The 19545-nt window shown below is 63.3% G+C and carries 25 protein-coding genes; 13 read left to right on the forward strand and 12 right to left on the reverse strand.

Annotated features, from left to right (window positions below; all coding sequences use genetic code 11):
- Positions 1–146: 146 nt before the first annotated feature.
- On the reverse strand, positions 147–2480 hold the full coding sequence (locus RFM40_RS04225) for a response regulator (RefSeq protein ID WP_320277178.1): 2334 nt from the start codon (positions 2478–2480) through the stop codon (positions 147–149).
- Between the two features lie 157 nt (positions 2481–2637).
- A complete protein-coding gene (locus tag RFM40_RS04230; RefSeq protein WP_320223523.1) occupies positions 2638–3255 on the reverse strand; it encodes an HXXEE domain-containing protein in 618 nt (205 codons plus the stop codon).
- Between the two features lie 244 nt (positions 3256–3499).
- Between RFM40_RS04230 and RFM40_RS04235 the strand changes: the two genes are divergently transcribed.
- Positions 3500–4486 carry an alpha/beta fold hydrolase gene (locus RFM40_RS04235; RefSeq protein ID WP_320277179.1) on the forward strand — a complete coding sequence of 329 codons (987 nt, stop codon included), beginning with the start codon at positions 3500–3502 and terminating at the stop codon, positions 4484–4486.
- A 244-nt stretch (positions 4487–4730) separates the two neighbouring features.
- On the opposite strand, the gene RFM40_RS04240 is transcribed toward RFM40_RS04235, so the two are convergent.
- Positions 4731–5648 carry a polyprenyl synthetase family protein gene (locus RFM40_RS04240; RefSeq protein ID WP_320277180.1) on the reverse strand — a complete coding sequence of 306 codons (918 nt, stop codon included), beginning with the start codon at positions 5646–5648 and terminating at the stop codon, positions 4731–4733.
- A 128-nt stretch (positions 5649–5776) separates the two neighbouring features.
- Here RFM40_RS04240 and RFM40_RS04245 point away from each other — a divergent pair, with 128 nt between their 5' ends.
- The 4 genes from RFM40_RS04245 to RFM40_RS04260 all read left to right on the forward strand — a co-directional run bounded on the left by RFM40_RS04245 (position 5777) and on the right by RFM40_RS04260 (position 7997).
- The gene (locus RFM40_RS04245; protein WP_320277251.1) at positions 5777–6484 is read left to right on the forward strand and encodes a transglycosylase domain-containing protein; all 708 of its coding nucleotides are present in this window, start codon (positions 5777–5779) and stop codon (positions 6482–6484) included.
- A 103-nt stretch (positions 6485–6587) separates the two neighbouring features.
- Complete coding sequence (locus tag RFM40_RS04250) at positions 6588–7025, forward strand: YybH family protein (RefSeq protein ID WP_320277181.1); 438 nt, start codon at positions 6588–6590, stop codon at positions 7023–7025.
- Positions 7026–7177: 152 nt separating this feature from the next.
- Positions 7178–7360 carry a 50S ribosomal protein L32 gene (gene rpmF, locus RFM40_RS04255; protein ID WP_006203806.1) on the forward strand — a complete coding sequence of 61 codons (183 nt, stop codon included), beginning with the start codon at positions 7178–7180 and terminating at the stop codon, positions 7358–7360.
- Between the two features lie 235 nt (positions 7361–7595).
- Positions 7596–7997, forward strand: coding sequence for a hypothetical protein (locus tag RFM40_RS04260; RefSeq protein ID WP_126097518.1), 402 nt, complete (start codon positions 7596–7598; stop codon positions 7995–7997).
- A 24-nt stretch (positions 7998–8021) separates the two neighbouring features.
- On the opposite strand, the gene RFM40_RS04265 is transcribed toward RFM40_RS04260, so the two are convergent.
- Positions 8022–8540 (reverse strand): winged helix-turn-helix transcriptional regulator, encoded by a 519-nt coding sequence (locus tag RFM40_RS04265; RefSeq protein ID WP_320224697.1) that lies wholly within the window; start codon positions 8538–8540, stop codon positions 8022–8024.
- A 94-nt stretch (positions 8541–8634) separates the two neighbouring features.
- Between RFM40_RS04265 and RFM40_RS04270 the strand changes: the two genes are divergently transcribed.
- The 4 genes from RFM40_RS04270 (at position 8635) to RFM40_RS04285 (ending at position 11151) form a co-directional block, all read left to right on the forward strand.
- Positions 8635–9459 carry an alpha/beta fold hydrolase gene (locus RFM40_RS04270; protein WP_320277182.1) on the forward strand — a complete coding sequence of 275 codons (825 nt, stop codon included), beginning with the start codon at positions 8635–8637 and terminating at the stop codon, positions 9457–9459.
- 217 nt (positions 9460–9676) lie between these two features.
- Positions 9677–10333 carry a glutathione S-transferase family protein gene (locus RFM40_RS04275; protein WP_320224695.1) on the forward strand — a complete coding sequence of 219 codons (657 nt, stop codon included), beginning with the start codon at positions 9677–9679 and terminating at the stop codon, positions 10331–10333.
- Between the two features lie 6 nt (positions 10334–10339).
- On the forward strand, positions 10340–10675 hold the full coding sequence (locus RFM40_RS04280; RefSeq protein ID WP_320224694.1) for an ArsR/SmtB family transcription factor: 336 nt from the start codon (positions 10340–10342) through the stop codon (positions 10673–10675).
- A gap of 11 nt (positions 10676–10686) precedes the next feature.
- Positions 10687–11151, forward strand: coding sequence for an SRPBCC family protein (locus RFM40_RS04285; protein WP_320224693.1), 465 nt, complete (start codon positions 10687–10689; stop codon positions 11149–11151).
- Between the two features lie 23 nt (positions 11152–11174).
- Here the strand turns inward: RFM40_RS04285 and RFM40_RS04290 are convergent, their stop codons facing one another.
- Genes RFM40_RS04290 through RFM40_RS04300 form a run of 3 tightly spaced genes read right to left on the reverse strand, consistent with a single transcriptional unit; the run spans position 11175 to position 13026 of the window.
- Complete coding sequence (locus RFM40_RS04290) at positions 11175–11450, reverse strand: ArsR/SmtB family transcription factor (RefSeq protein WP_320224692.1); 276 nt, start codon at positions 11448–11450, stop codon at positions 11175–11177.
- Positions 11451–11481: 31 nt separating this feature from the next.
- The gene (locus RFM40_RS04295) at positions 11482–12798 is read right to left on the reverse strand and encodes an MFS transporter (RefSeq protein ID WP_336624834.1); all 1317 of its coding nucleotides are present in this window, start codon (positions 12796–12798) and stop codon (positions 11482–11484) included.
- A 33-nt stretch (positions 12799–12831) separates the two neighbouring features.
- Positions 12832–13026: a DUF1192 domain-containing protein gene (locus tag RFM40_RS04300; protein WP_126097525.1), complete on the reverse strand. Its 195-nt coding sequence runs from the start codon at positions 13024–13026 to the stop codon at positions 12832–12834.
- 111 nt (positions 13027–13137) lie between these two features.
- On the opposite strand from RFM40_RS04300, the gene RFM40_RS04305 reads away from it, so the two are divergent.
- From RFM40_RS04305 to RFM40_RS04315, 3 genes are all read left to right on the forward strand, one after another.
- Positions 13138–14148: an NAD(P)H-quinone oxidoreductase gene (locus tag RFM40_RS04305; RefSeq protein ID WP_320224690.1), complete on the forward strand. Its 1011-nt coding sequence runs from the start codon at positions 13138–13140 to the stop codon at positions 14146–14148.
- 206 nt (positions 14149–14354) lie between these two features.
- Positions 14355–14495, forward strand: coding sequence for a DUF1127 domain-containing protein (locus RFM40_RS04310; protein ID WP_082044546.1), 141 nt, complete (start codon positions 14355–14357; stop codon positions 14493–14495).
- Positions 14496–14770: 275 nt separating this feature from the next.
- Entirely contained in the window at positions 14771–15472 is a 702-nt protein-coding gene (locus RFM40_RS04315; RefSeq protein ID WP_320223534.1) for a DUF1013 domain-containing protein, read from the forward strand.
- A 68-nt stretch (positions 15473–15540) separates the two neighbouring features.
- Here the strand turns inward: RFM40_RS04315 and RFM40_RS04320 are convergent, their stop codons facing one another.
- From RFM40_RS04320 to RFM40_RS04330, 3 genes are all read right to left on the reverse strand, one after another.
- Positions 15541–16260 carry a helix-turn-helix transcriptional regulator gene (locus RFM40_RS04320; RefSeq protein WP_059189944.1) on the reverse strand — a complete coding sequence of 240 codons (720 nt, stop codon included), beginning with the start codon at positions 16258–16260 and terminating at the stop codon, positions 15541–15543.
- 18 nt (positions 16261–16278) lie between these two features.
- The gene (locus tag RFM40_RS04325) at positions 16279–16689 is read right to left on the reverse strand and encodes a hypothetical protein (protein WP_320224689.1); all 411 of its coding nucleotides are present in this window, start codon (positions 16687–16689) and stop codon (positions 16279–16281) included.
- A 206-nt stretch (positions 16690–16895) separates the two neighbouring features.
- Positions 16896–17060 carry a hypothetical protein gene (locus tag RFM40_RS04330; RefSeq protein WP_126097530.1) on the reverse strand — a complete coding sequence of 55 codons (165 nt, stop codon included), beginning with the start codon at positions 17058–17060 and terminating at the stop codon, positions 16896–16898.
- Positions 17061–17262: 202 nt separating this feature from the next.
- On the opposite strand from RFM40_RS04330, the gene RFM40_RS04335 reads away from it, so the two are divergent.
- Entirely contained in the window at positions 17263–17424 is a 162-nt protein-coding gene (locus RFM40_RS04335) for a hypothetical protein (RefSeq protein WP_082953665.1), read from the forward strand.
- A gap of 54 nt (positions 17425–17478) precedes the next feature.
- Here RFM40_RS04335 and RFM40_RS04340 read toward each other — a convergent pair whose 3' ends face one another.
- Together RFM40_RS04340 and RFM40_RS04345 are read right to left on the reverse strand one after the other, a co-directional pair.
- On the reverse strand, positions 17479–18219 hold the full coding sequence (locus RFM40_RS04340; protein ID WP_320224688.1) for a DUF899 domain-containing protein: 741 nt from the start codon (positions 18217–18219) through the stop codon (positions 17479–17481).
- A 260-nt stretch (positions 18220–18479) separates the two neighbouring features.
- Positions 18480–19505 (reverse strand): class I fructose-bisphosphate aldolase, encoded by a 1026-nt coding sequence (locus tag RFM40_RS04345; RefSeq protein WP_320224687.1) that lies wholly within the window; start codon positions 19503–19505, stop codon positions 18480–18482.
- Between the last annotated feature and the right edge of the window lie 40 nt (positions 19506–19545).

The following is a 19545-nucleotide window of genomic DNA, read 5'->3' on the forward strand; positions in this document are numbered from 1 at the left end:
CTCTGCTTTCGCCAATCTCCAATGGTGCAGGACTGAGCGAGGCGCCGAAACTGCCGATCTCCCCCCTTGTGGGGGAGATGCCCGGCAGGGCAGAGGGGGCGCGAAGGAACTCGGCGGTGGCCGATGGCGTCACTCGCTACCCAGCCTCACGCCGTCTTCGCCGCCACCGTTTCGCTGAGCCACGTGCCGATCTTGGCGCCGAGGCGGTCGGGCGAGACCGGCTTCGGCAGGTAGTCGTCCATGCCGGCTTCGATGCATTTTTCGCGATCGCCCTTCAGCGCGTGCGCGGTGACGCCGATGATCGGCGTATGGCTGCCGTTCTGCTCTTCGATGGCGCGGATGGCGCGCGTCGCCTCATAGCCGTTCAGCTCCGGCATGGACACGTCCATCAGCACCAGCCGCGGCCGCAACGAGCGGTACATCTCGACCGCGGTGCGGCCATTGCCGGCGATGCGGTAGCTCAAGCCAAGGCCGTTGAGGATCTGGCCGAAGACCAGCTGGTTCACGTCATTGTCCTCGGCGATCAGGATATCGATCGGGCCGCTCGGCGTGGCGGTCGATTCCGGCGCCGCGGGCACGGGAACAGCCGGGCCGCGGATGACGGTGAAGGCGGGAGGTGCCGGCTGGGCGGCGACCGGCTCGCGAACGAACTGCGCCTTGGCGCCTTGCGTGCGCGCCTTCTGGATGGCGGAGATCACGGTGCCGAGCAGCACCGCCGAACGCGCCGGCTTGGTGAGATGCGCGACGATGCCGAAATCGATCACCATCCTGCCGAAATCGACCTGGTCGACCGAGGTCAGCAGCACGACCGGAATGGAAGAAAGGCGGTTGTCGGCGGCAATGGCTCTCGCGACATCGGCGCCGTTCATACCGGGCATCTGATAGTCGAGGATGATGCAGTCGACCGAGGCGCCGAGCTGGCAGGCACGGTCGAGGAAGGCGAGGCCGACGGCGCCGCTTTCGGCCGCGGCGCAGTCGAAGCTCCAGCTCCGCAGCTGCTCCAGCAGGATCTCGCGGTTGACGGGATTGTCGTCGATGACGAGCACCCGCGCGCCGGTGACGTCGACCGGCACGATCTCGTCGCGCGAATTCTGTTGATGCGCCGGCAGCGGTACGGCGAACCAGAAGACCGAGCCGCGGCCGATCTCGCTTTCGACGCCGATCTTGCCGCTCATCAGATCGACGAGGCGGGCGGAGATGGCGAGGCCGAGGCCGGTGCCCTCGTGGCGGCGGGTGGACGAGCCGTCGACCTGGGCGAATTTCTCGAACACGCTTTGCAGTTTTTCGGCGGGGATGCCGATGCCGGTGTCCTCGACGCGGACCTTGAGCTGGACCACGCCGTCGACGAGATCGCCGCCGACATCGATCAGCACATGCCCCTTCTCGGTGAACTTCACCGCGTTGCCGAGCAGGTTGGTGACGATCTGGCGGAAGCGTCCGGCGTCGCCGACGACGAAGGCCGGCAGGCGCGGATCGACGCGAACGATGAGTTCGAGGTTCTTTTCGGCAACGCGGGCCGAAACCAAAGTGGCCACGTCTTCGACCGCTTCGGCCAGGCGGAAGGGGGCAGGGTCGAGCGTCAGCTGGCCGGCATTGATCTTCGAGAAATCGAGGATGTCGTTGATGATAGTGAGCAGCGCGTTGCCGGACTTGACTATGACGTCGGTGAAGGTCTTCTGGCGTGGCGTCAGCTCGGTCTTGGCGAGAAGCTCGGCCATGCCGAGCACGCCGTTCATCGGCGTGCGGATCTCATGGCTCATATTGGCGAGGAATTCCGACTTGGCGCGGTCGGCGGCCTCCGCCTTGTACAGCGACGCGGCGGTTTCGGCGAAGGCGCGGCGGATCGCGTTCTCCATCGGCCGGAAGATCAGAACCGCGGCGACGCCGATCACGGCGACCAGCAGGCCGCTTGCCCACAACAACAGCCGGTCGTTGGAAGCGTCGGCGAGATGCCGCTCGTCATCGAGCGCGGTGCGCACGCGCACCAGCATCGGTTGGGCGAAAAGGTCGTTCTGGTTGCGGATCTCGCGATAGCTCCATTCGTCGACTTTCTGGGCCACCGACATCAGGTTGAAATTGCGCACCATGTCGCGCGCCGACCAGAACAGATCGCCGTTCACCGAAGCCGATTCCAGCGCGTTGAGGGTGTTGTTCGACAGGCGCGGCCTGATCGCGGCAAGCTGCGCGTTCAGTGTCCCGATCTCGCCCATCAACCGTTCGGAATGGCCGCGCGCGGCGGCGGCCAGCGCATTGCGGGTCTCGGCCCGCCAGGCCGTTCCCGTCGTTTCGGCGAAATTGGTGGCGTTGCGCAGATCGCGGGAGAAGATGACGAAATTGCCGCTGAGAGCGTCGACTTCGTGGCGGTATGAATTCACGCGGTTGAGCGCGAACATGACGGCGGCCGAGGCCAGCGCGAAAACGAGCAATCCCGAAAAGTAACGAATCCGGATCGACCGGATGAAGGTGGAATATTCCGGCATGCGCAACCCCAAACCCATACGCACGATTTTAACGGTCGGGATTACGCTTGATTTACATTAAGATTTCGTTGGCGATGGGCGGCCAGATGTCATTGACAGCTTTTGTGCCGTGCCCGTTCTGAGCGACAACAACTGAGCTTTCGGCCCAACTGATGTTTTATCGGCTTTCTCGACGTCGCAATGGTGGTTCGCCGGAGATGCTATGGGTTGACGACGAGAGAGAGCGGTATCGAGCAGCCACCACCGCAATGATCGCCAGGTGCAGCAGGATCGCGAGAGCTGCACCGATCAATTGCGGGACAAGACCTCCCGTCCGGCCAATCATCCAGATGGTGGCAACGCTCAGCGGCAAGAACAAAGTGACGCTGGTGACGAGGCCGGGATTGTATTTGCCGAGCCGCGCCGATGTGACGAGGTGAGCGAGCGCGTTCACGATCATGACATAAGGGGCGACCAGGCCCCAAGCGGGTCCCCAAATGAATGCCGCGTAGAGGGCCAGCAGGTTGATGCCCCAGACAAACGGTAGATTGATGACGAGAACCGAGGCGACGGTAAGAGCGTCACGGCCGCCGAAAATATTCTCGTTCGCGAATTTGCGGAATCGGTCGCCGGTGTGCTCTTCGACCTGATGGACCATGTAAAGCGGGCTGTGCAAGAAGATCAGGAACACCGGCCACGAAAGCGGCACCACTGGCGCAGCCGCGATAAGCGATGCCGCCATGAACCCTGCACCAACGACCCAATAGTCGGCTAGCCAGCCTTGCAGCTTAAGCATTTGGTTCCCCGCCTCCTCAGTCGGCGATCCTGCACGAATGGACGCGCACCATCAGAACTATTCGAGTGCATGGGCGCCTTGGCGCTCCGCGACCCGTCGGACATTGACTGCCGCGACCGCCCCCTGAGACAGTCAACAAAAAGAACCGCCTTCCGAAACTTGGCACTCCGTCGGCCCAGCCACCCGTTGCGGCTCCGACCGCCTGCCATTGATCGAAGGTGGAACGCGAGCGCGAGAACCGACCGTGAGCGAACCTATACAACGAATAATTGAGACCAACGGCATCCGCCTCAACATCGCGGAGCACGGAGATGGGCCCTTGGTGCTTTTGTGCCACGGCTTTCCCGAATCCTGGTATTCCTGGCGCCATCAGTTGGGCGCGCTTGCGGCGGCGGGCTTTCGCGCCGTCGCCCCCGACATGCGTGGCTATGGCAAGAGCGATCGGCCGGAAGCGATCGACCAATACACGCTCTTTCATCTGGTCGGCGACATGGTGGGCCTTCTCGACGCCATTGAAGCCCCCACCTCCGTCATCGTCGGCCACGACTGGGGCGCGGTCGTCGCCTGGTATGCTGCGCTGCTGCGACCGGACCGCTTTCACGCCGTCATCGGCCTCAGCGTGCCGTTCCGGCCGCGCGGCAATGCGCGCCCGACCAGCCTCATGCCGCGAACGGCGGATTCCCAATTCTACCAGCTTTATTTCCAACAACCCGGCGTTGCCGAAGCAGAGCTGGAACGGGACCCCCGGGCCACGCTGCGCGCCATGCTTTACGCTGCATCGGGAGATGCTTCGGCCGGTAGCACGACAGCGGGCGCTGGAATCAGCATGGTCCCGCACGGCAGAGGTCTCCTGCAAGGCGTCGAGGCGCCTCCGAACCTGCCGCACTGGCTCAGCGAACGCGACCTCGATTTCTACACAGGCGAGTTTCGGCGCACCGGCTTTGCCGGGGGTCTCAACTGGTACCGCAACATTGACCGGAACTGGGAGCTGATGGCGCCCTTTGCGGGCGCGCGGATCAAGGTTCCCGCGTTCTACATAGCAGGCGACCGCGACCTGGTGATCGCCTTCCCCGGCATGGATCAACTATTGGCCAATCTCAGGAACTTCGTCCCGCAAATCCGCGACACACTGGTGCTGCCCGGTTGCGGGCATTGGACCCAGCAGGAGCGCCCGGACAAGGTCAACGCCGCGGTGATCGAATTCCTCCGGAGCTTGCCGAACCGGGACTGATCCGACGTTCAGACCGGCCGCGAGGCTGCCGAGTCGCGAGAACCTCTGTCCTCAGCATTGGGCACCGGCACGGAGAAGACACAAAGCAAAAGATGCTGCCCTTGCCAGCATTGCGGCTCGCGCACCTAAAGCGCGTCGCGATCTTTCAGATTCGCTCCATGCGCTTTAGGTTTTTGATTTCAATCATGTCTTTGTCCCGAAACCGGTTCCCACGTTCGGGAGACATGCTTTAAGGCCGCGTGCTTCAGCTGCTCCGTGTCGCCACGAAAGTTGCGGCCGCCCTGAGCAGGACCGCCCGTTCGCCATAGGGCTCGAGCAGCGCATGCGCCTGATCGATCAGGCCATGGAGTTGCTCGCGCGCCCAGTCCGGCCCGTGCAGCGCGGCAAGCGTCGCCTTGCCGGCGGCGGCGTCCTTCTTCGTCGCCTTGCCCATCCGCTTTTCGTCGGCCGTCAGATCGAGCAGGTCGTCGGCAAGCTGGAAGGCAAGGCCGATGGCCGAGCCGAATTCCGCCAGTCTTTCACGATCCGCAGCCGGCGCGCCGGCGACGATGGCGCCCGCCTCGCAGGCGAAGCGGATCAGCGCGCCGGTCTTCATCGCCTGCAGCCTGATGATGCCGGCCTCATCCGGCCGCTTGCGCTCGGCCTCGAGGTCGAGCGTCTGGCCGCCGACCATGCCGCCGGCTCCGGCGGCGCGCGCCAGCGCCAGCACGAGGGCCGCCCGGCGCTCGGCCGGCAGCACGGTCGCCTCGTCGGCGACGATATCGAAGGCCAAGGTCAGCAGCGCGTCGCCGGCGAGGATCGCGGTCGCCTCGTCGAAGGCCTTGTGCACCGTCGGCTGGCCGCGACGCAAATCGTCATCGTCCATGGACGGCAGATCGTCATGGATCAGCGAATAGCAGTGCACACATTCGAGCGCCGCAGCAATGCGCAGCGCCGCCTCGCCATCGGCGGAAAAAAGCGCAGCACTTTCCATGACCAGAAAAGGGCGGAGCCGCTTGCCACCGTTGAGAACGCCATGGCGCATGGCCGCCATCAGGCGCTCCGGCCGGGCTATTTCGCCGGAAAGCAGGGGCGCATCGAGGATCTGCCGCAGCAGGACCTCGACTGCGGCGGCGCGCGCAAAAAGCGCGGTTTCGAAGGCCGTCTGGTCGTCTTTCATCATGGCCGGGACCGGTAGCCGACACTCAGACATTGCGCAAGAAGCCCGGCGCCTTTATGCCGTTGAGCGCGTGGCACGGGTGGGGCGGCTTGACGGAACCGATCGTCGAACATGAAAGCGAAGGGCTGGACATGGCGCGACCGCGGCGCCTGAACCGCGCCGGTCTCAAGCGTCTTGGCCGGCGTTGCCTGGTCGCGGCGATCGTTTTGGCGGCGATACCGGTCGTGCTCACCTTCCTCTATCTGCCGTCCTTCGTGCATCCTATCTCGACGCTGATGCTGAAGGATCTCGCGACCTTCTCCGGCTACGACCGGCGCTGGGTGTCGATCGACGACGTGGCGCCGGTGCTGGCGCATTCGGTGATCATGTCGGAGGATGGGCAGTTCTGCTTCCACCGCGGCGTCGATCTCGGCGAATTGCGCGGCGTCGTCGACGATGCGCTGGCCGGCGAGGCGACGCGCGGCGCCTCCACCATCACCATGCAGACGGTGAAGAACCTGTTCCTGTGGTCGCGGCCGCTAGGCAGCGCGCGCAAGGTGGTCGAATTGCCTCTAGCCGTCTATTTCGATGCGGTGATGTCGAAGCGGCGGATTATGGAGATCTATCTCAACATCGCGGAATGGGGGCCGGGCATCTACGGCATCGAGGCCGCCGCGCAGCACCATTTCGGCGTCTCGGCCAAGCAATTGTCGCGCCGGCAGGCGGCGCTGCTCGCCGTCACCCTGCCCAACCCGATCGCGCGCAATCCGGCCAGGCCCGGCCCGGGGTTGAGGCGGCTCGCCAATCTGATCGAGCGGCGCGCGGGCAGGTCCGGAGCCTATGTGGGTTGTCTTGACTAAGGCCGGTTGACATTCATTCGCTCAAGGGGGATTCGTGCAGCGCTGACGGGGTGGCACAACGAACCTCGCGTCAGCCTTATCCGCGATCAGAAGGAGCGGATCGATGAATACCGCCAACGATCTCGAACAGGTCGTCGAGCAATACCACCGGGCTCTCGGCGCGTTCATGCAGGGAGATTACGAGCCCGCCAAGCAACTGTTCTCCGAACAAGACGATGTCACCCTCGGCAACCCCTTCGGGCCTTTTGCGTGCGGATTGACGCAAGTTGTTGAGACGATGAAGCGTGCAGCATCGAATTACCGGGATGGCGATGCTATCGGCTTCGACACCATCTCGAAATATGTAATCCCCGGTCTCGCCTACATCGTCGAAGTAGAGCGGCTCGAATCCAAGGTGGGCGGCCGCAAGGATGTCTCCCCGGTGTATCTTCGGGCTACGAGCATCTTTCGCCACGAAGAAGGCGGCTGGAAGCTCATCCATCGGCACGCCGATCCGATAACCACCGTGCAGCCAGCGGACTCTGTCCTGCGGAAGAGTTAGGGCGAAGCGGCTCCGGCAAAAAATTTCGCGCGCGGCGCTGGCCAAAACGGCGCAAGGCGTGTATAGGCACCCGACTTTCTCAGATTATGGCCACGATGCGGCCCTTTCGCGAGGGTTGCCGGGGCATTTTGACCATGTAGTGGAGCATATCCATGGCCGTTCCAAAAAGAAAAACCTCTCCGTCGAAGCGCGGCATGCGCCGCTCAGCCGACGCCCTCAAGGCCCCGACCTATGTCGAGGACAAGAATTCCGGCGAAATGCGCCGCCCGCACCACATCGACCTGAAGACCGGCATGTATCGCGGCCGCCAGGTGCTGGAGCCGAAGGAAAGCTGAGCAGCTTCCACGGTTCGTGATCTTCGAAAGACCGGCCTCTGGCCGGTCTTTTTGTTTTTGGCGCATGGTTGATGGATTTCGGAGTGGATCGCGGAGGTAGCGGAACAGCAAGAGCAACCGGCTGACATCGTTATTTCATTAGGTCTTACAGCGTGTTCGCCAGTGCCAGCGAAAAGCCTTGACGGCGCGCCTGCGGCGGATTTTACAAAAAGGGTGCCTCATTGGAGACGCCCAGATGTTCGGTGCCATCCCGCTGCTGATCGTGCCCTTCGTCCTCTACAATCTCGGACTGCTGGGATTGTTCGGCGGCGGCGACGATCCATGGATGACCGAGATGTTTTCCTTCCGCATGATGTCGGGCGGCGTGTTCTCGATGACGCTCGGCGACCTGATGGTGCTGATCGGCCTGGTCTTCCTGTTCATCGAAATCTCAAAATCGGTGCGCACCACCAATGCATCGATCCTGGATCATCTTTTGTCGACGCTGGTCTTCGTCGCCTTCCTGGTCGAGTTCCTGCTGGTGAAGGGCGCAGCGCACTCGGTGTTCTTCACGCTGATGATCATCGCGCTGTTCGACGTGCTGGCCGGCTTCTCGGTGTCGATGCGGTCGGCGAGCCGCGACATCAACCTCAATTGACTGGCAGGCCGGCTCGAAGCGGCTTCACGCCGTAGCTGCCTCGGCCTTGCGCGCGGCCACTTCTTTATAGGCGGCCTGAAGCTGTGCCCGCACACTTGGCGTGCCTGGCGGTGTCTTCACCGGCGCGCCGAGATGTTCGTGGCGAAGCTCGTCCATGAACTGCTCCCATAGCGGCGGGCCGCCCTTTTCGAGAAGCTCGGCGCGGATCGACAGTTCCTCGCTGACCGGAAGCCATACCCGCCCCCAGGCGCCGAGATGCGCCATGATCGGCACAAGCGTGATCGCCATCTCGGTCAGGCTGTAGATCGCTTTCTGCTTGTGGCTGGGATCGTCGGCCTTGGTCAGCAAGCCGAGTTCCATCAGCCGCCTTAGCCGGTCGGCCAGGATGTTGGAGGCGATGCCTTCCAGCGATCCGTTGAGCAGTTCGCGGAAATGGCGCCGGCCGCCGAAGATCATGTCGCGCAGGATGATCAGGCTCCAGCGGTCACCGAAAACCTCGAGCGACAGATTGATCGGGCAGCCGGAGCGGCGGTCGATGCTCATGACAGTCTCCAAAAACCAGTTGCATTATGATATCGGTCTGATTATCGTGCAACTGATTGCAAAATGCAATCGGATTGAGAGAAGGAGGAGCACGATGACCGCTTTGCCACGCCCCGAAATCGTCTCGGAGAGCTTCGGCGATCCGGCCGATCCGGCGATCCTTTTGATCATGGGCGCCATGGCCTCCATGCTCTGGTGGCCGGAAGCCTTCTGCCGGCAGATCGCCGAACGCGGCCGCTTCGTCATCCGCTACGACAATCGCGATACGGGTCTCTCGACCAAATACACGCCGGGCGCGCCACTCTATACCTTCGAGGACATGGTCGACGATGCCATCCGCGTGCTCGACGACCACGACATCCGCAAGGCGCATGTCGTCGGCATGTCGATGGGCGGCATGATCGCGCAGATCGTGGCGCTGAAATATCCCGAGCGGGTCAATGCGCTCACCGTGATCTCCAGTTCGCCGCTCGGCGTCGATACGTCCGGCTTGCCGGGGACGAGCCAAGCCTACAAGGAGCATTCCGCCGAAGGCGCCAATGTCGACTGGTCGAGCCGGGGACAAGTGCTCGACTTCATGGTCAAGGACGCTCGCGCCATTGCCAGCACCCTGCACCCGTTCGACAGCGAACAGACTCGCGCGGCGATCGAGAAGGATTACGACCGTTCCGGCGGCCTCGCCAGCGCCTCCAACCATTTCCTGCTCAAAGGCGGCGGGCCGGAGCGGCGGATAAAGGACTTGACCGTGCCGCTACTCGTCATCCACGGCACCGCCGATCCGCTCTTCCCGATCGAGCATGGCGAGGCGCTCGCCAAAGCCGTTCCCGGCGCCAGGCTGGTGCGGATCGAAGGCGGCGGCCACGAACTGCACCGCAACGACTGGCCGCAAATCATCGAAGCCATCGCCACGCATCGCTAGAGGGTTTCACCGTTTCTCGGAAACGGCAAACCGCTCTATCTCTTTGTTTTGACGCAATTCCGGACGGAAGGCTACGGCGAGGGCGCCGAGCCTAACCGTTTCACACTTTTCCTGGAATTGCCCCAGCCGGCGAGGATCAGCCTTGACTCCTGTGGTCCATGAAAATAGTTAAGTGATCACTTCAGTATCGCCTCGACGTCCGACGACAGGAGAAAAAATGTCCCTGACGCTGCATTTCCACCCCTTGGCTTCCTTCTGCTGGAAGCCGCTGATCGCGTTCTATGAGAACGGCACGCCCTTCAGGCCGGTGATCGTCGATCTTGGCGACGAGCAATCGCGCGCGGCCTTCCTGAAGGTTTCGCCGACGGGCAAGATGCCGGCCCTGCGCGACGACGCGCGGGATCGCACGGTGCTGGAATCGACCATCGTCATCGAATATCTCGCCGCCTATTACCCCGGGCCGGTCGAGCTCGTCCCCGCCGACATCGACCTCGCCATCAAGGTCCGCCAAGCCGACCGCTTCTACGACTTCTACGTGCAGGTGCCGATGCAGAAGATCGTCGGCGACCGGCTGCGGCCAAAGTACAAGACCGATCCGTTCGGAGTCGAGGAGGCGCGCGCGCAGCTGCGCAATTCCTATGCCATCGTCGAACAGGAGATGCAGTCAAAGACCTGGGCGGTCGGCGAGACCTTCACCATGGCCGACTGCTCGGCCTCGCCGGCGCTGTTCTACGCCAACAAGGTAGAGCCGTTCGGCGACAAATTCCCCGCGGTGAAGCGTTATCACGATCGTTTGCTCGCGCGCCCGACTTTCGCCCGCGTGATCGAGGAAGCGCAGCCCTATTTCAAGCTCTTCCCCTACAACAACGGCTAGCGCGCCATGCTGCACGATCCCGCCCAGCTCGACCTGATGTTCCAGGCGCTCGCGGATCCCGCGCGGCGCCAGATGGTGGAACGTCTGTCGCGTGGGCCGGCCTCGGTCAGTCAGCTTGCCGAGCCGCTGGCAATGTCGCTGTCGGCCGTCGTCCAGCATCTCAACGTCCTCGAGGCGAGCGGCCTGGTGAGCACCGAAAAGCTTGGCCGGGTACGCACCTGCCGAATCGAACCGCAGGCGCTCAGGGCCGCCGAGCGCTGGATCAACGAGCGGCGGCTCGCCTGGGAGCGCCGGCTGGATCGGCTCGGCGATTTTCTCGCTGAGACCAAAGACCAAACCTGAAGGGGCCCATCATGACCGAACGATCCGTCGTCCATTCCACCTTCGTCATCGAGCGCGTCTATCCGGCGGCGCCCGAAAAGGTCTATTTCGCGCTGAGCGATTCGGCCGCCAAGAAGCGCTGGTTTTTCGATCCCGACAACCCGATGCCAAGCCGGCATGAAATGGACTTTCGTGTTGGCGGCAGGGAAGTGAACGCCGGTTGCCCGAGCGACGGGCAGATGCATTTCTTCAATGCGGTTTATCAGGACATCGTGCCCAACCAGCGCATCGTCTACAGCTATGAGCTTTTGTTCGGCGAAACCCGGGTTTCGGTGTCGCTTGCGACGATCGAACTCATCGCGGAAGGCAAGGGCACGCGACTTGTCCTAACGGAGCAAGGGGCTTTCTTCGACGGCATCGACTCGCCGTCGACACGCGAGCATGGCACCGGTGAACTGCTCGATGCGCTTGGAGCGGCGCTGCAGGCAGCGAATTGACGCCTCCAGCCGGCGGCCAGACATCATTCTCCAGGCGACAGTTCCCAGAACTGGTCGAGCCAGACATTGAGCCTGAGGAAGCCGGCGGCGCTGACGGCATAGACACGCCTGGTGCCCTCCGCCTTGGCGTTGACTAAGCCGGCGTCGAGCAGGACTTTCAGGTGCTGGGAAACGGCCGGGCGTGAAACGGGCAACCCGGCGGCCAATTCGTTCACCGTCTTGGGGCCACGCCGGAGCTCCTCCAACAGATAGCGCCGGTTGGGATCGGCTATCGCCACGAAGGCGTCGGAAAACATCATGCCTTATTTGTGAGGCAAAGTTTTCCAAATCTCAACTATCGGTTTCAACCTTTGTGCGCGGATCGAGCCGCAAGGCCTCCGGCGTCACCGCGCGGTCGGCCGGCTGCGTCTTGAAGGCGTCGCGGTTTTCGATCGGAACCGGGGCGCGGGCGCGGATGCGTAGCAGCGTATAGCCGGCAAGGGTAAGATGCGCGAGCGCGGTTGCGAGGAAGAGCCCTTCCGGCCGCAGCCAGCCCATCAGGGCGGCGGCTAGCAGCGGCCCGATCATGGTGCCGAAGCCGTAAAGCAGAAGCAGGCCGCCCGACACTTTTACGAAATCCTCCGCCCGCGCATGGTCGTTGGCATGCGCGACGGCGATCGAATAAAGCGTGTAGGCGAAGGCGCCGTAGGCGGCGGTCAGCACGATGACGAAGACGCCCGCATGCGGCTCGATCAGGAAGATCAGCACCGCGACCAGCGCCGCCCCGAAGGCGGCACCGGCGAGTACAAAGCGGCGGTCGGTGGTGTCGGAAAGCCGCCCCGCGGGAAGCTGCATGGCCGCGCCGGCGACGACCACAAGGCTCATCATCAGCGCGATCTCGGCGGTGGAGATGCCGATACGGGCGCCATAGACGGCGCCGAGCGTGCCCCAGGCGCCATTGGCGATGCCGATCAGAAGGCAGGCCACCGCCGACACCGGCGAATTGGCATAGAGGCCTTTGACGTCGAGCTTGACGTCTTGCAGCGGCTTGGGATGCGACTGTGTCGAGACGGCGGTCGGAATGAGCGACAGGCAGAACAGGATGCCGGTGATCATGAACAGCGAGGCCGATCTTACGTCGCCGCCGGCGACGATCATCTGTCCGCCCATGATGGAAGCGTAGGTGACCATCATATAGAGGCCGAAGACGGTGCCGCGGTTCTCGTTGGTGGCCTTCTCGTTCAGCCAGCTTTCGATGACCATGAAGGCGCCGGCCATGGTGAAGCCGGTGAAGGCGCGCAGCAGGATCCAGAAATACTCGTCGATGATGAGACCGGTGAGCAGCGCGATGATCGCCCCCGAGGCGGCGAAGGCGCCGAAGGCCCTGACATGGCCGGCGCGGCGCACGAGGCGCGGCGCGAAGAAGCAGCCGGTGACGAAGCCGCCGGCCCAGGCCGTGCCCATCAGGCCGAGCGAGGCGGTCGAGAACCCTTCAACCTGGCCGCGCAGCGGCAGCAGCAGGCCATGCAGGCCGGACGCAGCCAGCAGGAATGCGGTGCCGCGCAGCAGCGAGAGGATCGGTCGGTAGGTTGCGAACATGGGCTGATCCGGCTGGAAATTTCGGAGCGCAGGTCTGTTTGAGAGTACAGGTCTGGCAGTCGCTTTCAGGCTTTTCCGGGGCGGCCGGAAACGCCGGCCAGATTATCCGCGGCGAAACAGCGCCTCGGCAGCGGATTTGGTGGAGCCTTTGGCTGTCCGTTCGGCTTCCAGCCTGGCAATCTCTTCGCGCAGCAGGGCAATGCGCTCGGACAATTCGTCGACGGACAGCAGCGAGAGATCCTGGCCGATCTCATGCGGGCGCGGCTTCTTCCTGGGTTCGTCGTCGAAGATCGCCATCGTCGCTCCTCCCTCATTTGGCCATTTGCCTGATCTGGCAATCAGCATACATAGGGCAGGGGCGCCGATGCAAATAATCGGCTACGAACCGGCATAAGGAGACGGGAAGCCATGGCAAGCGGGCAGAAGATTCCGGCAAAGATGACGGCTGTCGCGATCTCGCAGCCGGGCGGCCCCAGGGTGCTGAAGCCGGAGACGCGCGACGTGCCCGCGCCTGGTCCCGGCGAGATCCTCATCCGCGTGCACGCCGCCGGCGTCAACCGGCCGGACGTGCAGCAGCGCAAGGGCGCCTACCCGCCGCCGCCGGGCGCCTCGGACCTGCCCGGTCTCGAGGCGGCCGGCGAAGTCGCTGCGCTCGGCGACGAGAGATCGCGCTGGCGCATCGGCGACCGGGTTTGCGCGCTGACGCCGGGCGGCGGCTATGCCGAATATGTCAAGGTCCATGCTGGCAGCGTGCTGCCGATCCCGGCCGGCTTCACCTATTCGGAAGCGGCCGCCGTGCCGGAGAACTATTTCACCGTCTGGCATAATGTGTTCGAGCGGGGCGGGCTGAAGAAAGGCGAAACCCTGCTCGTTCATGGCGGCTCATCCGGCATCGGCACCACCGCCATACAGCTGGCGTCGGCCTTCGGCGCTTATGTCGTCACCACCGCCGGCAGCAAGGAGAAGTGCGACGCCTGCCTGAAGCTCGGCGCCGACCGGGCGATCAATTATCGCGAGCAGGACTTCGTGGCCGAGGTCAAGGACGCAACCGGCGGCAAGGGCGCCGATGTCATCCTCGACATGGTGGGCGGCGACTATGTGGCGCGCAACTACGATGCCGCGGCGATCGAAGGGCGCATCGTCCAGATCGCGGTGCAGGCCGGCGCTGTCGCCAGCGCCGACTTCGCAAAGCTTATGGTCAAGCGCCTTGTCCATACCGGCTCGACGCTTCGTCCGCGTACCGTCGAATTCAAGGCGGCCATCGCGACCGCTCTCGAGGCCCAGGTCTGGCCGCTGCTCGGCACCCGCAAAGTCGCCCCGGTCATGGACATGATCTTCCCGCTGACGGAAGCCTGGCGGGCGCATGAGCGGATGGAGGAGGGCGAGCATATCGGCAAGATCGTGCTCGACGTCGGGTGAGGCGGATCGAAATTCAGGTGATGCCGGGCGGACCTGAATCTCGACACGACCCATCTGCGCGCATCGCCAGCGAGAAGTTCAATAAAGCTTAATGCTGCATTGCACAAAATGCATTGCCGCCATGCAAAAGCGTCCGTTCAATTTGTGGGCAAGGGTGCCTATTTACGCGGCATCGAAACAATTGACCCCACGAATGGAGGACTGACATGAACCCGATCCGCGCTTTCCGCAACTGGCGCCTGTACAACGAGACCGTGCGTGAGCTGAACCGGCTCAACGCTCGTCAGCTGAACGACCTCGGCATCAACCGCGCCGACATCGAGAAGATCGCCCGCCAGGCTCTTTGATTTCAAGCGCGACCCGGCCGCAAGGCCGGGGCGCTGCCTCGAAGCCAGAGCCGTCGCAGACGCTTGCTCGTCTCCGGTTCCGAACCCGCTGGACCTCGTCCAGCGGGTTTTGTCTTTTCAGGCTTGCCGCTTCGCGCGAGCCGCGCTTTGCCGGACTTTCCAAAAACATTGCGAAATCGTGACGGAGCGTTTATACAGGCCGCGAATTTCCCATTTTGGTGGCTCTAAAACCACCGCCCGCGCGGGAACGCGGGCGAACGAGAAGGATTTTTGATATGGCCAATACGCTGCTGATGCCCAAGGCGACCGCCGTCTGGCTGGTCGACAACACCGCGCTCTCCTTCGAGCAGATCGCGCAGTTCTGCGGGCTGCATCCGCTGGAGGTCAAGGCGATCGCCGACGGCGAGTCGGCACAAGGCATCAAGGGCATGGACCCGATCATGACCGGCCAGCTCACCCGCGACGAGATCGCGCGCGGCGAGAAGGATCCGAACCACCGGCTGAAGCTGTCCGACCCCAAGGTGCGGGTGCCGGAATCGAAGCGCAAGGGTCCCCGCTATACGCCGCTGTCGAAGCGCCAGGACCGGCCGAACGCCATCCTGTGGCTGGTGCGCAACCATCCCGAGTTGAAGGACGCCCAGATCGCCCGTCTCGTCGGCACGACCAAGTCGACGATCGAGCAGATCCGCGAGCGCAAGCACTGGAACTCGGCCAATCTGCAGCCGATGGACCCAGTGACGCTGGGTCTCACCTCCCAGATCGACCTCGACCTGGAAGTCAACCGCGCCTCGCGCGGCCGCGAGCAGGCACAGCCGGTTGCCGGCGACACGCTGCTGCCGGCTGCGCTGACCGAAAGGCTGACGCCGGCGCCGGAGAAGCCGAAGGACGAAGATGCCGAGCTCGACGCCAATGCCGTCTTCGCCAAGCTTTCGGCGCTGAAGTCGAAGGACAAGAAAGACGACGAGGAAGAGGAATAAGGGTCTCTAAACCCGACAAAAAAGCCCGCTTCGAGCGGGCTTTTTTGTCGGCGGGCGACTGGGGAGGATCAGGTCCGCGCCGCGCGGTCGGGCGCCATGCCATAGTCCTCGCTGCGCTCCACGGCGCGATAGAAGTCGGCGAGCTGCTTGCCGCGCTCCGGCTTGTAGATGCGGCCGGCGATGACTACCGAGGCGATGCGATCGATGCGGAAAGCGCGAAAATCGTCGCGCATCTCGCACCAGGCGACCAGGGTCCAGACCTTGCCCCAGAACCAGAGGCCCAGGGGCCGGATGTCGCGCGCGGTGCCGCGGCCGGCCTCGTCCGAGTAGTCTATGGTCAGCACCTGGCGCTTCTCGATGGCGCGTTCGATCAGGTCGATCGCTTCGCGCGCGGCATCGCTCACCACCCACATCGGCGTGTGGATCTCGGTGCGGGCAATGCGGTCCTTTTCAGTATCGGGCAGCACGGCGCCGATCTTGACCAGCGCCTCGTCGGCGGCCCTCGCCATAGCGGCGCCGCCGAAGGCGCGCACCATGCGGGCGCCGGCAACCAGCGCCACGATCTCGTCACGCGTGAACATCAGCGGCGGAAGGTCGAAGCCCTCCCTCATCATGTAACCGACACCCGCCTCGCCGTCGATCGGCACGCCGGTCGACTGCAGGTCGGCTATGTCGCGGTAGATGGTCCGCTCGGAAACCTCGAGCCAAGTGCCGAGCTTCTGTGCAGTGACCAATCGGCCCCCGCGCAAATGCTGCACTATCTGGAAAAGCCTGTCGGCGCGGCGCATCGATTTCTCCCCGAGGGTTTATGGCTTCAGCCCTTCGCGCTTGCGCTGCGCGGCGACGAATTGTGCACCGAAGGACATTCTGCCCGTCGTCGGTGTCTTCGCGTCGAGCACGCGCCAGAAGGGGGCGACATCGCTCAACGCCATGCCGCGCTCAAGATCTTCGTTGGCGGCTTCGGCGACAGTGCGCAAATGATAGCCGATGGTTAAAGGACATGTCACTTCGGCGCCGTGCTCGATGGCCAAAGCGGTGCGCAGCGCGCGCACATCCATCTCAACGCCTTCGTGGATCGAGCGGATGAAATCATCGACTTGCCGCGCCGTCGGCACCAGCATCGACTGGCCTTCGACGACGTCGCCGACAGTGCGTGGCGACGGCTTGATGCCGTTGATGCCTGGCGTGTTCAGCCTGTCGTTCCAGCTTTTCACCATGCGAAGGTCACTCTGATGGACGGACCGAAATCGTTGCTGTCAGGTTCTAGGCTGCTCCAACTACCGCATGCCTCCTGACAACATACTGTCAGGAGGCCGCGGCCTATCCACCAGACAACAGCCATTTTTTTCTGAAATCCAGCGTTTCAACCGACATTACATCTGGGCGCGACACAGTCACTATCCAAGTCGTGCGCCGAAAAATTTCAGTTCTTACGCACGCGGCCGTCATAAAGGTCCGGCCAACCGATGTCCTTGCGGATGTCCGCCGGCAAAGTGTTCAGGAAGCGCTGCGTGCGAATCTCATTCCGCACGGTGCGGATCTTGCCGACATAGTGCTGCACACTGCGCAGTAGCGTAAAACCGTTCATGACCAGGCTCCTCTTTTTCGATGGGAGCAGTATCTCACACCCCTCCTGACAGCAGTCTGTCAGGAGGTTGGCAGGTCGACGGAGCAGGTGCCAGAAAGGTTGGCGAAGCCCCGCGAAACCGCCTGTTTGTCAGGAGCGACGCGGCTGCCGGAAGCGCCAAGAACGGCTTTGACAGCCGCCGGCGATACTGGTCAAAGGCGGCATGACGAAACTCCTCGCCCTTGTCATCATCGGCATCATGCTGATCCAGATCATCAAGCCGCTCGGCTGGCCGGGGCTCAAGCGCCGCAGCGATTTCTGGAAGCTGGCGCTGCTTGCCATGGCCGCGATCTCGCTGGCGGCTGTGCTGGGTCACTGGGCGTGATGGGGATGTCGCCCAGCTAACTGGCGCATGTTTCGGCCGAGGTGAACGAGCTTGTCACTCGCAGCAGTCCGGCGGATCCCTGGTCCTGTCCTGGTATTCGTCGTGCAGGCGCACCCAGTCCATCAGGCCATGATAGGGGCCAGTCTCGTTGCGGCCTTTCGGCGTCATGTCGAGATAGTGGTAGGCGCCGATCAGCGCGTCGCCGCCGCGGGCGCGCGACATGAAGGTGAGGAAGATGTCGCCGTTTTCGTCGCGATAGAAGACGCTTGTGCCGGGCAGGTCCTTCGATCGCAGCGGGCGTTTCTCGAAATTGTAGATGGTGTCGCCGGCCGCGATCTGCCTTTCGGTGAAGGAGACCTGCATGTCGAAGTTGAAGTCGGACGCGTAGGACGACACCCAATCGAATTTCCAGCCCATGCGCTGCTTGTACGGCAGGAGCTCGGCCAGCGGCGCCCGCGAGATGACGGCCAGCGAGACGTCGTGGTGCTTGAGATGCTGGTCGGCGGCATCGATATGGTCGGCCAAGAACGAGCAGCCCTCGCAGCGGTGGTCGGAGCCCGGCGTCATCATGAAATGGTAGACGATCAGCTGGCTCTTGCCGGCGAACAGCTCGGCGAGACGCTTCGGTCCCCGTTCGCTTTCGAAGACATAATCCTTGCGGAGCTTGAGCCAGGGCAGTTGCCGCCGCTCGGCGGCGATGCAATCGCGCAACCGCGTCAGCTCCTTCTCGCGCTTGAGGTGTTTTCTATGCGCCTCGAACCAGTCCTCCCACGAAACCACGGCGTTTCGATGCATGACTACTATCTCCTGTCCCTCTCCTGCCAAGGACGTTCGACACGGGCGCGACCCGACATAAACCGCGTCGCGCTGAAACCGATTCAGGCGACGCGCTTTAAGTCCTTGTTTTTATGCATGTCGTTTTCCCAAAACCGGCGCACACTTTTGGGCGACATGCATCTGCCGCCGCTGTTTCGATGCATCAGGTAGGAACGCGGCCGGCAAAAAACAAAACCCGGGCCAATGGCCCGGGTTTTGGTACCTTGGGAAGCGAGGTGTCAGGCGGCCTTTTCCAGCGCCGGCCGCCATTTGCCGAGCGCCGCCAGATGGTTCATGTGGGCGCGGTGGATGAAGGCCGCCTGGCCGGCAGCGACATTCGACGCCTTGCCGCTCCAGGCCTTCTGCGCGGCCGCCTGCAAGGCGCGGCCATAGGAGAAGGAGAGCTTCCACGGATGCGGGCCGATGGCGTTGATGGCGTTGAGGTTGGCCGTCGCCTCCTCGTCGTCCTGGCCGCCGGAGAGGAAGGCAATGCCTGGCACCGCCACGGGCACGGTTTCGCGGAACAGTTTGATCGTCTTATCGGCGACTTCCTCGGGATTGTCCTTCTTGCCCGATTTCTTGCCGGAGATGACCATGTTGGGCTTGAGGATGGTGCCTTCCAGCACCACGCGCGCCGCATAGAGCTCGCCATAGAGCTTCAGCAGCGTCGCCCTGCTCACCTCATAGCAGGTATCGATCGAGTGGGCGCCGTCCATCAGCACTTCCGGCTCGACGATCGGCACGATGCCGGCCTCCTGGCAGAGCGCCGCGTAGCGGGCAAGCGCGTGCGCGTTGGAGCCGATCGAGGTCGCCGAAGGCACCTCCTTGGCGATGTCGATGTCGATCACCGCGCGCCATTTGGCGAAGCGGGCGCCGAGCTTGTAATACTCTGCCAACCGCTCGCGCAGGCCGTCGAGACCCTCGGTGATAGTGTCGCCGGGAAAGCCGGCGAGAGGCTTGGCGCCGAGGTCGACTTTGATGCCCGGAATGGCGCCGGAGGCTTTGATGATGTCGATCAGCGGCGTGCCGTCAGCAGCCTTCTGACGAATCGTCTCGTCATAAAGGATGACGCCGGAAATGTACTTGGTCATCGCCTCCTTGGCGCGAAACATCATCTCGCGATAGTCGCGCCGGCTGTCGGCGGTCGATTCGACGCCGATGACGTCGAAGCGCTTCTTGATGGTGCCGGAGCTCTCATCGGCGGCCAAAAGGCCCTTGCCATCGGCCACGATCGCGGCGGCAATGTCTTCGAGACGTTCGCTCATGGTGCTCTCCTTGACGATAATATTCCGCGCCTAGCAGAAG

Source organism: Mesorhizobium captivum (genome assembly GCF_033977165.1).
Taxonomy (GTDB): Bacteria; Pseudomonadota; Alphaproteobacteria; order Rhizobiales; family Rhizobiaceae; genus Mesorhizobium; species Mesorhizobium captivum.